General features: G+C 62.1%; 13 protein-coding genes. 6 read left to right on the top strand and 7 right to left on the bottom strand.

Annotated elements, in window-relative coordinates; translation table 11 throughout:
- Window positions 1-13 precede the first annotated feature (13 nt).
- On the bottom strand, window positions 14-1444 hold the full coding sequence (gene xylB, locus AC1DD5_RS15035; RefSeq protein WP_477521964.1) for a xylulokinase: 1431 nt from the start codon (window positions 1442-1444) through the stop codon (window positions 14-16).
- A gap of 130 nt (window positions 1445-1574) precedes the next feature.
- On the bottom strand, window positions 1575-2762 hold the full coding sequence (xylA, locus tag AC1DD5_RS15030) for a xylose isomerase (RefSeq protein ID WP_477518622.1): 1188 nt from the start codon (window positions 2760-2762) through the stop codon (window positions 1575-1577).
- An 82-nt stretch (window positions 2763-2844) separates the two neighbouring features.
- On the opposite strand from xylA, the gene AC1DD5_RS15025 reads away from it, so the two are divergent.
- The 3 genes from AC1DD5_RS15025 (at window position 2845) to AC1DD5_RS15015 (ending at window position 5571) form a co-directional block, all read left to right on the top strand.
- Window positions 2845-4107, top strand: a complete 1263-nt coding sequence (locus AC1DD5_RS15025; RefSeq protein WP_477521997.1) for an ROK family transcriptional regulator — start codon at window positions 2845-2847, stop codon at window positions 4105-4107.
- A 134-nt stretch (window positions 4108-4241) separates the two neighbouring features.
- The gene (locus AC1DD5_RS15020) at window positions 4242-5357 is read left to right on the top strand and encodes a YihY/virulence factor BrkB family protein (protein WP_477521963.1); all 1116 of its coding nucleotides are present in this window, start codon (window positions 4242-4244) and stop codon (window positions 5355-5357) included.
- On the top strand, window positions 5338-5571 hold the full coding sequence (locus tag AC1DD5_RS15015) for a hypothetical protein (RefSeq protein ID WP_477521962.1): 234 nt from the start codon (window positions 5338-5340) through the stop codon (window positions 5569-5571). The genes AC1DD5_RS15020 and AC1DD5_RS15015 overlap by 20 nt, the downstream gene beginning before the upstream one ends.
- Window positions 5572-5594: 23 nt before the next feature.
- Here the strand turns inward: AC1DD5_RS15015 and AC1DD5_RS15010 are convergent, their stop codons facing one another.
- The 4 genes from AC1DD5_RS15010 to AC1DD5_RS14995 form a co-directional block, all read right to left on the bottom strand.
- Window positions 5595-5774, bottom strand: coding sequence for a hypothetical protein (locus tag AC1DD5_RS15010; RefSeq protein ID WP_477521961.1), 180 nt, complete (start codon window positions 5772-5774; stop codon window positions 5595-5597).
- A 246-nt stretch (window positions 5775-6020) separates the two neighbouring features.
- Window positions 6021-6860: a sugar phosphate isomerase/epimerase family protein gene (locus AC1DD5_RS15005; RefSeq protein WP_477521960.1), complete on the bottom strand. Its 840-nt coding sequence runs from the start codon at window positions 6858-6860 to the stop codon at window positions 6021-6023.
- The gene (locus tag AC1DD5_RS15000) at window positions 6857-8071 is read right to left on the bottom strand and encodes a dihydrodipicolinate synthase family protein (protein WP_477521959.1); all 1215 of its coding nucleotides are present in this window, start codon (window positions 8069-8071) and stop codon (window positions 6857-6859) included. Before AC1DD5_RS15000 ends, AC1DD5_RS15005 begins: the two co-directional genes overlap by 4 nt.
- A complete protein-coding gene (locus tag AC1DD5_RS14995) occupies window positions 8071-9240 on the bottom strand; it encodes a Gfo/Idh/MocA family protein (RefSeq protein WP_477521958.1) in 1170 nt (389 codons plus the stop codon). Before AC1DD5_RS14995 ends, AC1DD5_RS15000 begins: the two co-directional genes overlap by 1 nt.
- A gap of 196 nt (window positions 9241-9436) precedes the next feature.
- On the opposite strand from AC1DD5_RS14995, the gene AC1DD5_RS14990 reads away from it, so the two are divergent.
- The 3 genes from AC1DD5_RS14990 (at window position 9437) to AC1DD5_RS14980 (ending at window position 11622) form a co-directional block, all read left to right on the top strand.
- Window positions 9437-10477: a LacI family DNA-binding transcriptional regulator gene (locus AC1DD5_RS14990; protein ID WP_477521957.1), complete on the top strand. Its 1041-nt coding sequence runs from the start codon at window positions 9437-9439 to the stop codon at window positions 10475-10477.
- 155 nt (window positions 10478-10632) lie between these two features.
- Window positions 10633-11319 carry a helix-turn-helix domain-containing protein gene (locus AC1DD5_RS14985; RefSeq protein WP_477518615.1) on the top strand — a complete coding sequence of 229 codons (687 nt, stop codon included), beginning with the start codon at window positions 10633-10635 and terminating at the stop codon, window positions 11317-11319.
- A gap of 135 nt (window positions 11320-11454) precedes the next feature.
- Window positions 11455-11622, top strand: coding sequence for a hypothetical protein (locus AC1DD5_RS14980; RefSeq protein WP_477521956.1), 168 nt, complete (start codon window positions 11455-11457; stop codon window positions 11620-11622).
- 65 nt (window positions 11623-11687) lie between these two features.
- Here the strand turns inward: AC1DD5_RS14980 and AC1DD5_RS14975 are convergent, their stop codons facing one another.
- On the bottom strand, window positions 11688-12461 hold the full coding sequence (locus tag AC1DD5_RS14975; RefSeq protein ID WP_477521955.1) for a sugar phosphate isomerase/epimerase family protein: 774 nt from the start codon (window positions 12459-12461) through the stop codon (window positions 11688-11690).
- Window positions 12462-12470 lie beyond the last annotated feature (9 nt).

The following is a 12470-nucleotide window of genomic DNA, read 5'->3' as shown; positions in this document are numbered from 1 at the left end:
ACCTGCGCGATGATCAGCCCATGGCTGCCTTGGCGGCGTAATGGCGGTACCTCGTCAGGAACTCGGGCGTCCCGGAGGTCTTCGACTCAGCAACCTCGATTCCTTCAAGGGGCCAATCTGGCAGCTTTCCCGTGAGGACGCCGGCTGCTTGCCGTGCGGCACCGTCTGCAACGTATTCGCCCGGAGCGGGTACGAACACCGGCAATCCGAACACATCCGCAGCAACGTGCTGCACAGCTTCGGACTGGGCGCCGCCGCCCACAAGGATGATGCGTCGGGCCGCCACGCCTTGCGCTTGCAGAGCAGCAAGGCCATCGGCCAGGGAGCACAACACACCCTCGACGGCGGCTCTGGCCAAGTTGGCGGGCGTGTAGTTGGAAACTGTGAGCCCATGGAGTGAACCTGTGGCGTCCGGAAGATTGGGCGTCCGTTCGCCTTCAAAGTATGGCACCAGGGTCAGACCGCCGGCCCCTTCCTCGGCGGACAGGGCCAGCTTGCCGAGTTCCGGCAAATCCACGCCGAGCAGTGCGGCAGTGGCATCGAATATCCGGGTGGCGTTGAGCGTACAGGCAAGCGGCAGATAGTTCCCCGTGGCATCGGCAAAACCTGCCACCAGCCCGCTCGCGTCCTGGGAAGGGACGTCCGAGACAGCGAAGACAGTTCCGGACGTTCCGATCGAGATAACAACATCCCCGACGGCGGCGCTGACTCCCAGCCCCGCTGCGGCGTTATCGCCTGCGCCTGGCCCGATCAAGGCACCGTTCGGCATCTTTCCGGCAGCATCTAAAGGCCCGACGACGGCCGGCAGCACCGGGACATGGCCGAGCGTGCTTTTCAAGACTTCCGGCAAGTATTCCCCCATCTCGGAGGAGAAGTAGCCGGTACCGGAAGCGTCGGAACGATCAGTCCGGAGCAACTCCAGAGATGACGGCCCGGTGCCCGGCCCATGACCGGCCAAACGCCAGGACAGCCAGTCGTGCGGGAGGCAAACGGCCGCAGTGCGTCGGGCATTCTCGGGTTCGTTTCGAGCCAGCCACCGTAGTTTGGTGGCCGTCAGCGATGCCACCGGTACAGTCCCCGTGCTGGCGGCCCAATATGCGGCTCCCGCCGCGGGATCACCTTCGCCGGCTTCCAGGATCAGCTCTTCCGCGTCCAGTGCGGACCGGGTGTCATTCCACAGCAGTGCTGGGCGGACCACGTTTCCTGATTCGTCCAGGCACACCATTCCATGCTGCTGGCCACCCACCGAGACAGCATCGACGTCGTCGAAACCGCCCGCCTGGCTGATGGCTTCCTGAAGGGCAGTCCACCAGTGATCAGGATGGACCTCGGTGCCCTCAGGGTGTGAAGCACGCCCCTGCCGCACCAGGGCGCCAGTGTCTGAGTCCCTGATGACTACCTTGCAGGACTGGGTGGAGCTGTCGATCCCGGCGACGAGAGGCATGCGATTTGTTCCTTTGGGGACTTGTTCCGTTACGGACCGTCGCCGGGGCTGGCAGCCCCGAAATGGAGCAATCCTGGTGACCCCGGCGACGGTAATGCGAATGGCTGATTTTTCCTGGAGGCTGATGCCTTTAGCGCGCGCCCAGAAGGTGCTCAATGGCCAGCTGGTTGAGGCGGACGAAGGCGAACGAGCGCTCGGCGGTCTTGTCGGCGTCGAACGTGTCGAAGGCGCTGGCATCAGCGAGGAGGTCCGCAGTGGTCTCTCCAGCGTTCAAGGTGGGCTCGCCGAGCTCGAACACGCCCGAGGTGGTCAGCGCTTCCTGAACCTCCGGATCGGCGCGGAAAGCGAGGGCGCGTTCCTTCAGGAGCAAATACATGGACATATTGGACTTTGCCGATTCCCACACACCGTCGTAACCGTCGGTGCGGGAGGGCTTGTAGTCGAAGTGGCGAGGGCCATCGTACTTGGGTCCGCCGTTGGGGAAGCCATTCTCCAGGAGGTCCACGGTGAAGAAGGCGCTGGTGAGGTCGCCATGGCCGAAGACGAGGTCTTGGTCGTACTTGATCCCACGCTGGCCGTTGAGGTCGATGTGGAAAAGCTTGCCGGCCCAGAGGGCTTGGGCAATGCCGTGGGTGAAGTTCAGGCCCGCCATTTGCTCGTGGCCCGTCTCGGGGTTGAGGCCCACGATGTCGCCGTGTTCCAGCTGCGCGATGAACGCCAGGCCGTGACCAACCGTCGGCAGGAAGATATCGCCGCGGGGTTCGTTGGGCTTGGGTTCCAAGGCAATCCGAAGGCCGTAGCCCTTCTCCTTGATGTATCCGGCGGCGGTGTCCACGCCTTCCTTCATCCGGTCCAAAGCTGCGGAGAGATCCTTGGAGCCGTCGTACTCGCTGCCTTCGCGGCCGCCCCACATGACGAACGTCTCGGCGCCGAGTTCAGCGGCGAGGTCGATGTTGCGCAGGATCTTGCTCAAGGCAAAGCGTCGGACGGAGCGGTCGTTGGAGGTAAATCCGCCGTCCTTGAAGACGGGGTGGCTGAACAGGTTGGTGGTAACCATCGGAACCTTGAGGCCCGTTTCGGCCAATGCGCCCTTGAAGTTCTTCAGGATGAGGTCACGCTCGGATGCGCTGGCGTCAAAGGGGACAAGGTCATTGTCGTGGAAAGTGATGCCGTAAGCGCCGAGTTCACTGAGCTTGTGGACGGCTTCAATCGGGTCCAGGGCTGCCCGGGTCGCAACGCCGAAGGGATCGGCGCCTGTCCATCCCACGGTCCAAAGGCCAAACGTGAAACGGTCCTGGGGAGTTGGCTGCGGGGTCATTGTTGCTCCTTTGCAAGGCGGCGAGGAGGCCATGGATGAAAAGCACTCCAATTAGTTTTCAATCTGAACTATATGGGGGATGATGGATCATGGTCAATGGAAACCGGCAAAAATCTTTCAACCCCGTGAGGAGGCTGCGAGAGTGAATGAGCAAGCTGCCCCCGGGCGCGTAGGCGATGTCCGCCGTCGTAATCTTTCGCTTGTCCTGGATTCGATCGCCCGCAACGGCGACGCCAAGCCCAGCCGCGCCCAAGTGGCTGCTGGAACTGGGCTGACCAAGGCTGCGGTATCGAGTTTGGTGGCTGATCTCGTGGAGTCAGGGCTCGTCTCCGAGGTTGGCCTGTATCGCGATGGGGAGCGGGGCCGGCCGGGTCAGGGCCTTGAGCTCAGCTCCCGCCGAGGCGTTGTAGGAATGGAAATCAACGTCGACTATCTGGCCGTTGGCCTGGTGGACCTCGGCGGGAACCTGCGCTTCAGTTCCACAGTGGAGTCCCGCAACCGGGGGCTCAAGCCGGGCGCGGTCATGGAGCATCTGGGTGAACTCGCCGATGAGGCCAAAGCTGCAGCCGCTGCTGAAGGCATCACGATCCTGGGTGGCGGACTTGCAGTCCCCGGCCTGGTTGATGAGCAGCGCAACATCGTCCTGTCCGCTCCAAACCTTCATTGGGAGCACGAGCAGCTGGATCCGCAGGCGTTGCTGGAAGACGCGCCGCTCGGTGTCCGGCTGTCCAACGAGGCAAACAGTGCTGCCCTTGGCGAGCTTTGGTACGGCGATGGCCCGGCGGACTTCCTCTACGTTTCCGGCGAAGTCGGCGTTGGTGGCGGGGTCATCATCGGTTCGGAGCTCTACACGGGACCTGGCGGCTCAGCCGGCGAATTGGGCCACATCGTGGTGCATCCAGAAGGGCCCTCATGTTCCTGTGGAGGGGCTGGCTGCCTGGAAACATTCGCTGGACAGGAAGCTATTTTTGAGGCTGCCCGCATCCCGGAGGGGTCACTTGGCGAGCGAACCGAACTTCTGCTCGCGGCCTTGGCCGCCGATGAGCCGCATGCCAAGCGTGCAGTGCGCGACGCCGGGCGGTACCTGGGCATCGCGCTCGCCTCTTCTGCGCGTCTGATGGACATCGAAGCCGTGGTGCTCGGCGGCCACTTTGCCGTCCTCGCCGATTGGCTGAAACCGGCAGTGCTGTCGAGTTTGGAAAGGTACGCGCCGGGGCTGCTGGAGCCGGAGAGCCTCACCGTTTCCCGTTTGGAGCACTCGGGGACGCTGCTGGGAGCGGCGGGCCAAGTGATCCGCACTGTCATTGAGTCGCCGTTCGAATTCCTTCTGGGCAAGCCCGCGTAGGGCATCTTTTCGCCGAAGAGGTTTTCCGGGATTCGCAGGATCTCTGCGCTGGGTTCTTCCATGCGAATCATCAGTATGCTTACTATTAAGTGGTCAGTTTGTTCGCGCATGCTCAACCCACGAACAGGTGTCCCATGACTACTCAGAATTCAGCACACACCAGCACAGCGAAGGCGGGCAATGCTCCCGCCCCTGACGACGACCGTAAGCCGGACAGTCTCAACGACCTCGTCAAACCCACTTGGATGTATATCGCAAAACGGACACTGCGGGAGTTCAACAAGGATCAATGTCCTGATGCCGCTGCCGGCCTCACCTACTATGCAGTGCTTTCCCTTTTCCCTGCCCTTTTGGCGTTGGTCTCCCTCATTGGCATCTTTGGCGACGCCGGGAAAACCGCCACGGCATTACTGGAAATCGTGCAGCAATTCGCCCCCGGGCCCGGTGTTGACGCCATGCGGCAGCCCATCGAGGAACTGACGCGGTCCAACGCGGCGGGCTTTGCTCTGGCCCTCGGCATCTTGGTGGCGTTGTGGTCGGCCTCCGGTTACACCACGGCCTTCAGCAGGGCGATGAACCGCGTGTACGAAGTGGATGAAGGCCGTGGCTTCGTCAAACTGCGCGGCACGATGCTTGCCGTTACCATTGTCGCCCTTGTGGGCGCGGCACTGGCCGCCGCGATGCTCGTCCTCAGCGGGCCAGTGGCTGAGGCTATCGGTAAGGCAATCGGAATGTCCGACACGATCCTGACCGTGTGGAACATTGCCAAATGGCCGGTCCTGATCCTGCTGGTGGTCATTGTCATCGCCGTGCTCTACTACTTCACCCCAAACGTCAAGCAGCCCAAGTTCCGTTGGATCAGCCCGGGGTCCCTCATCGCCCTGGTGATATTTGCCCTGGCATCGTTGGGCTTTGCCTTTTACGTTGGGAACTTCAGCAATTACAACAAGACGTATGGAACGCTGGCAGGCGTCATCATCATGCTGCTGTGGCTCTGGATCCTTAATATGTCGCTGCTTTTTGGTGCAGAATTTGACGCCGAAATGGAACGCGGGCGCCAATTGCAGGGAGGGATTGAAGCTGAAGAGACAATCCAACTTCCGCCCCGGGGTACCAAGCGAAGCGACAAGCAGCAGAAGCAGGAAGACGACATTATCCGCCGCGGGCAGGAACTTCGTGAAAACTACGATGACGAAACACGCACCAACGAATCACAGGAACGCACAGCCGATGCCGAAGACAAGAAGTGAACCTCGCGTCAACTGGCCCGGCACCTACCGGAAGCTCAAGAGCGTCCGAGACGGCGACCGTGTGGAAATTCACGGTGAGGTTTTCCGTGTCAGCTCCGTCCAGCCGGAGGAGGGAACCCGTAACATCCGGCTGGAGTTAGAAGCCAACGACGGCGGCACTCTCACCTTGATCGGTGTTCCGCGCGCCCAGGTCCACGTGCCCGCCAACGTGTAGCCGGACTCAGGATCCCGCTCGGATTATGCCCCTGCAGGAAAGCCCTGATCGGCGTCATCCCACCAGCCCTCCCAGGCGCTGGAGGACAGGCGCTCAAAAGCGAAGGTGGCAGCAGGCGTCGTTTCTTCAGGGGAATCGTCCGAGGACCCGCTGTGGCTACTGCTGGCGTCCAGGAAAAAATTGAGTGTCTTCAAGAGCATCATGGTGGTGTCCTTTCAGTGGTTTCTTGGACTTCTTTGTCCAGGTGAAACCAGCGTAGGTGGCCATTGTTTCCTCTCATCGACGCAATGTTTCAGCTATGTACCACTTATCTAACATGGGCATTCCGGGCCTCGCTGCTGAAACAAACAGGGTGCGAAAAAGCGAGCCCCTGCCGTGACCGGGCAGGGGCTCGCTTGCTTGGGGCGGTCCTCCCGCGGAGCTTAGGGAATCTGCGGGAGGACCACGTTTTAGGCGTACGGCAGAACGAGTTCCGCGTAGCGCTGCTTCATGGTTTCCAGGACGGTATCGCCATCGGCGTCCCAGATTTCCTGATTGAAGATCTCAACCTCGATATCGCCCGTATATCCGGCGTCGCGCACCCAGGTGCCGATGGTCGCGAAGTCAATGACGCCGTCGCCCATCATTCCGCGGGACAGCAGCGCGTCCGAAGCGATCGGCAGGTTGAAATCGCATACCTGGTAGGAGGCAATGCGGTTATGGCGTCCGGCACGTTCGATCTGGGCCTTCAGTTCGGGATCCCACCAGACGTGGAACGTATCGACGGCCACACCCACTGCCTTCGCGTCGTAAGGCGCGGCAAGGTCCAAGGCCTGGCCAAGGGTGGAGATGAGGGCGCGGTCTGCGGCGTACATCGGGTGCAGCGGTTCCAGCACCAGCCGTACACCGTTCTCGGAAGCGAACGGGACAAGTTCCTCGAGGCGGTCAGCCACGCGCTGGCGTGCCGCGACGACGTCCTTCTCGCCAGGAGCGAGCCCGCCGACCACCAGGAACAGCTCCTGCGTATCCAGCGCCACTGCTTCGCGGACGGCATTGAAGTTGTCAGCCAGCGCCGCAGCCTGACCTTCGGCATCAGGCGCTGTGAGGAAGCCGCCGCGGCACAGGGACGAAACACGGAGGCCGGCGTCCTTGATGAGCTTGGCCGCCTTGTCCAGGCCGGCTTCCGCTACGCGATCACGCCATGGCCCGATCGCGGGGATGCCGGCGCCCGCACAACCGTCCACAGCTTCGGCAAGAGTCCACTTTTTGGTCGTGGCGCTATTCAGCGAGAGTCTGGAAAAGTCGCTCATGCGCCCACTCCGTTGATCCTCAGGTAGTCGGACATCCGGAAGGCTGCCAACGAAGGGTCCTTCAGCAAGCCGGCCTGATCGGCCAGTTCGAAGGTCTTGGCGAGGTGCAGGACGGATCGTCCCGAGTGCAGGCCACCAACCATCTGGAATGCCGGCTGTTTGCCGTTGAGCCAGGACATGAACGCGATGCCGGTCTTGTAGTAGAACGTTGGTGCGCTGAAGATGTGCTTTCCTAGCTCACGGGTGGAGTCCAGGATGGCGCGCCCTTCTGCACCTTGGCCGGCGTCGTACTTCTGCAAGGCAACCGAAGCGGCAGGGTAAATGGCGGCAAAGATGCCCAGCAGGGCGTCTGAGTGGTGGGTGTCGTCGCCGTCGATCAGCTCCGGGTAATTGAAGTCGTCGCCTGTGTAGAGGCGGACGCCTTCCGGAAGGTTGGCACGGAGGGCGACTTCATGGGAAGCATCCAGCAGCGAAACCTTCACACCGTCGACCTTGTCCGCGTGCTCGCGGATCAGGCTAAGGAACGTTTCGGTGGCCACAGAGACGTCGTCGGAGCCCCAGTAGCCGGCCAGTGCGGGATCGAACATCGTGCCGAGCCAGTGCAGAATGACGGGCTGGTCAACTTCCTGCAGGAGCGTCGAGTAGACGTGCAGGTAGTCGTCGGCGCCGCTGGCCACCTTTGCCAAGGCACGGGAGGCCATGAGGATGACCTTGGGGCCGGCCTCGCTGACCACGGCGATCTGCTCGCGGTAGGCATCGATAACTGCCTGAATGCCGGCAGCGCCCTCGGGAAGTACAGCGATATCCAGCTGGTCGGTGCCTGCGCCGCAGGAGACGAGGTCGCGGACGGACTTGCCTGCTGTCGCGGCGTTGCCTGCTGCCACTACCGAAGCGGCCTCGGCGCCGGTTCGTTTGATGAGCTGCTGCGTGGCTGCCCAGTCCAGGCCCATGCCGCGCTGCGCGGTGTCCATGGCGTCAGCGACGCCCAATCCGTAGGACCAGAGTTCGTGCCGGTACGCCAGCGTTGCATCCCAGTCGAGCTGGGCCGGGGCACCAGGGGTGTTGTCAGCCGCGACCTCCGGGATGACGTGGGCTGCGGCGTAAGCGCGGCGGGCCGTCAGGGGAGCGCTCGGCTTGACCCAGGCAGTGGCGGGCTGGAGGCGGTACTCGCGGGTGCCGCCGTCGTCGGTAGGAAGAATGAGTGACGTCATTAGAGGGTGATCTCCGGGATGTCGATGGTGCGGCGCTCTGCCGAGGACTGCAGGCCGAGCTCGGCGAGCTGCACGCCGCGGGCTGCGGAGAGCAGGCCGAAGCGGTGCTCGCGGCCAGCGACCACGTCGCGCAGGAATTCTTCCCACTGCAGCTTGAAGCCGTTGTCGAGCTCAGCATTGGCCGGAACTTCCTGCCACTGGCTGCGGAAGGACTCGGTGACGGGCAGGTCCGGGTTCCAGACAGGCTTGGGAGTGTGGGCGCGCTGCTGTGCAACGCACTTGTTCAAACCGGCGACGGCGGAACCGTGCGTGCCGTCGATCTGGAACTCAACCAGTTCGTCGCGGTAGACGCGGACGGCCCAGGAGGAGTTGATCTGGCCGATGACGTCGTCGCCGCCAGGGGTTTCGAGTTCGAAGATGCCGTAGGAAGCGTCGTCAGCGGTGGCCTTGTATTCCTTGCCGGCCTCGTCCCAGCGTGCGGGGATGTGCGTGGCGGTCTTGGCGTTGACGCTCTTGATCTTGCCGATAATGCCTTCAAGCACGTAGTTCCAGTGGCAGAACATGTCCGTGGTCATTCCGCCGCCATCTTCCTTGCGGTAGTTCCAGGACGGACGCTGTGCAGCTTGGACGTCGCCTTCGAAGACCCAGTAGCCGAATTCGCCACGAATGGAGAGGATGCGGCCGAAGAAGCCTTCGTCCACCAGACGGCGGAGCTTGACCAGGCCGGGGAGGTACAGCTTGTCATGCACGACGCCAGCAGTGACGCCGGATTCCTTGCCGATCTGTGCGAGCTCGATTGCTTCTTCGAGAGTCTCAGCCGTGGGCTTTTCGGTGAAGATGTGCTTGCCGGCGCGCATGGCCTTCTTCAAGGTGGCGGCGCGAAGGCTGGTCATGGAGGCGTCAAACACGATGTCCACGGTGGGATCGGCGATGACGGCGTCCAGGTCGGTGGACCATTCGGAGACCTTGTGGAGTTCGGCGAGTTCGCGGATTTTGGCTTCGTTGCGGCCAACGAGGATCGGTTCGACCTGTACCTTGGTGCCGTCTTCGAGCGTGAAGCCACCGGCGTCGCGGATGGGGAGGATGGATCGCAGCAAGTGCTGGCGGTAACCCATACGGCCGGTGATGCCGTTCATGGCGATGCGGATCGTCTTTGTTTCGTAGCCCATGTTTTCTCCAGGTCCTTGTGTGCCGGCCGCTTTGCGTTACCGGTGTTTGCAATTCGAAGGGTGGGAAAGCGCATTCCCATTGCTTCGATCATGCACCATCCTCGGATGGGTTGGCAAGCGCTTTCCCAAAAATGGGTGAAGACTGCCATAATTTCTTTAGCGCCAGTCTCGAAGGCTTGCAGAAAAGGAGGGCCTCGTGGCCGCCAGCACACTAAGTGAAGTTGCCCGTTTGGCAGGGGTCTCCCTGGCCACAGCGTCCCGTGTCCTCAACGGTTCCACCCGTAAACCCGCGGAGGATATTGCGGAGCGCGTCCGGGAGGCTGCGGAAAAGCTCGGCTACGTCCCCAATGCCCAAGCCCAGGCGCTCGCAAAGTCCAGCTCAGGGCTCATCGGCTTGATTGTCCACGACATCGCCGACCCCTACTTTTCCGCCATTGCCCGCGGCGTCCAGGAGGCAGCCCGCCAACAGAACCGTATGGTGCTGTTGGCCAGCACGTCCGGCGCCCCTTCGGATGAGCGTGAAGCCGTGGCAGCCTTCGCTGCCCGTCGCGCAGATTCAATTGTCATTGCGGGTTCACGCTCGGCACGGCCCGAGGACGAGCAAAGCAACCTGGAGCTCGCTGCCGAGTTGGACCGCTATTGCCGTAATGGCGGGCATGTCGGCGTAGTGGGCCACCCGATCGTGGGCTCCACTGCGGACGAGGGCTACCACGTAGTTGAGGTACCTAACGAGGACCTCGCCGCGGAGCTTGCTGACGAGTTGGCTGCCTCCCATGAGGGCGCCTTCGTCATTGTTGGTGGCCCTGAGGGACTCTTTACCTCCGATGACCGGATCCGCGGCTTCCAGCGCGGACTCGCCGACGCCGGCCGGCCCCGCGCCGAGGTTATCCGTACAGGCTTCAACCGTGCGGGAGGATACGATGCCGGGCTGGCGCTGGCCGAACGAATCAAGGCCTCCGAAGAACGCCTCTGCATCTTCGCGGTGAACGACGTCATGGCCATCGGCGTGACCGCCGCGCTGCGGTCAGAGGGCGTGTGGATTCCCCGCGATGCAAACATCGCTGGTTTTGACGATATCGAAACCCTGCGTGACTTCCGTCCCGCCTTGTCCACGGTCTATCTGCCGCTGGAGGACATTGGAAGGCTTGCGGCCGGCGACCCGGAGGGCGGCCCTGTTGTTGGCTCCGTCAAGCTCCGCCGAAGTACGGAGCTTCCCGTGGAGAGCCAGGCGGGTTAGTTGCTGCCCTAGCACCCAGCCCGGGCCTAAGCGGTGGCTCTGGTTAGCTGACGGCATCCGGTGATTACACATTTGTGGCGATAACGCTATGAATATGTAATCGACGCAAGTGCGACCTGATTACATATTCATAGCGATACCGCTAGGATTATGAAATGGCATTGAGTATCCCCGAGCTGGCGAAGCGCCTTAACGTCAACGAGAGCCGTGCACGGCAGCTCGTCCAATCCGGACGCATTCGGGGCCAACGGGTCGGCGGACGCTGGATCGTTGACGAAGCCGACGCTGTCCAGTACCGGCCTGGTAAGCCTGCTGGCCGGCCCCTGTCCGAACGGAGTGCCTGGCAACTCATATCCTGCTTCCGGGAAGACAGCTCGCGGCCGTCTCTCCTCGATGACTTCGAACCCTCGCCGGTCGAGAAGCATCGCCTGAAAGAGCGCATCAACCGGCTGCAGGACTCCTCGGACTTACTCAAGCTTCTCGCAGCATGGCTGCCCAATCGCGCCGAAAAATTCGAGTTCTCTTCCAGCCCGGACGACATCGCCGAGCTTCGGGGGGACAAGCGAATCCACCTTTCCGGAGTCTCTCACCCGCGTTCTGGGCTGCTGGCCACCTCAGAGGTTGAAGCCTACGTGCGACGCGACGAACTCAAGGCCGTCATCAAGGACTGGTTCCTGGTTGAGCCATTCCCCGGCAAGAGGCCGAATGTAATCCTCCGCGCCGCCGAGCAAGTCCCCGACGAACTTCCCCCACTAGTGGTGGCGGCAGACCTGGCCGAACGGCCCGGTGTTCGTGAACAACAAGCCGCACGCGAAATCCTCAGGAGCGTCCATGCCGATTGAACTTCCCGCAATGTTCATCGAACAGCAGGAAGCGTCAACCGGCCCACGATCCTCGGCAGCCTCATCGGCAAAGCGGGAGCGCTGACCATCATCAATGACCCCCTACGGCAACGACACATCGATTACTTCCTTACCTTGGCCTCTGTTGTCCGAGCCTCTGACCTTCGTAACGTCACCTACAAGCGCGCTGAACGGGACCATCTGGCAAACATGCTTGGTCGCCTTGCCAATGAACCGGAGCTCATGGAACTAGTGCCGGAAGGTGCCGAGGGCGTGGAACGTCTGCGAATCTCGCTGAACTAGGTGTTGACGGACGGCGGGATTAGCCGGTCCGCGATAACGCTCACGAACGGCATTTTGAATCGGCGCTAGTCTTCCCCGAGAGTGATGGTGTGCAGGAATGCTGCGTCGTTGAGCACGTTGTCCGGGAGGTCATCCTCAACGAACTCCAGCATGATGTCCATGTCCTTGCCGTTTCCCCGCAGGGCGTCCGACACTGTCTGCCACAACAGCTTCCTGTTCCGGAGCGGGAACCGTTCGGCTTTGGGTCCCCAGGAAAAGCAGTGGACGCCAATGACGTGAGGCAACACCCGGTGGAGCGACTCAAGCGCTTGTTGGTCGGAAAGCCCGACGGCGGGTTGCCAGTAAGTGCCGACGTTGGGATGGCTTACCCGCTGCAGGAGTTCAAGTGTCGTTTCGGGGGAGTCGGTGAGGGTGTTCCCGTGATACTCGAAGGCGATGGCTATTCCTCGCTCGGCCGCCCGGTCTGCCACCCGTTGCGTGTCCTTGACGACAGCATCCCAATGACTGTCTTGGGCGTCTGCCGAACCAAGCTCCCCAGCCCAGATGCGTATTCGAGGTGCGCCTAAGGTCGCCGCCAGCTCCAATGTCGGGCCGAAATCGCCGAAGTCGCCGGCGCGGTAGTAGGAGCCAAGCGAAAGGACCGTGAGGCCAGCAGCTTCCGTTGCTTCCTTGGCATGGGCAGCGGATGCAGCGTCACTGACGTGGACATCCGTACCCCACTCGATGCCTGCCAAGCCTGCTTCGGAAGAAATACGGACGACGTCGTCAATCCCCGACTCCCGCAGTGTGACGGAACAAATGCCCGGCGTGAGGTCCGCCAACGTAGTGAGGTCGATCATTGGTTCAGG

It is taken from the genome of Paenarthrobacter sp. 10L420, assembly GCF_056395385.1.
Note: the sequence above shows the minus strand (reverse complement) of the source record. Positions and strands in the feature narration are given on the sequence as shown.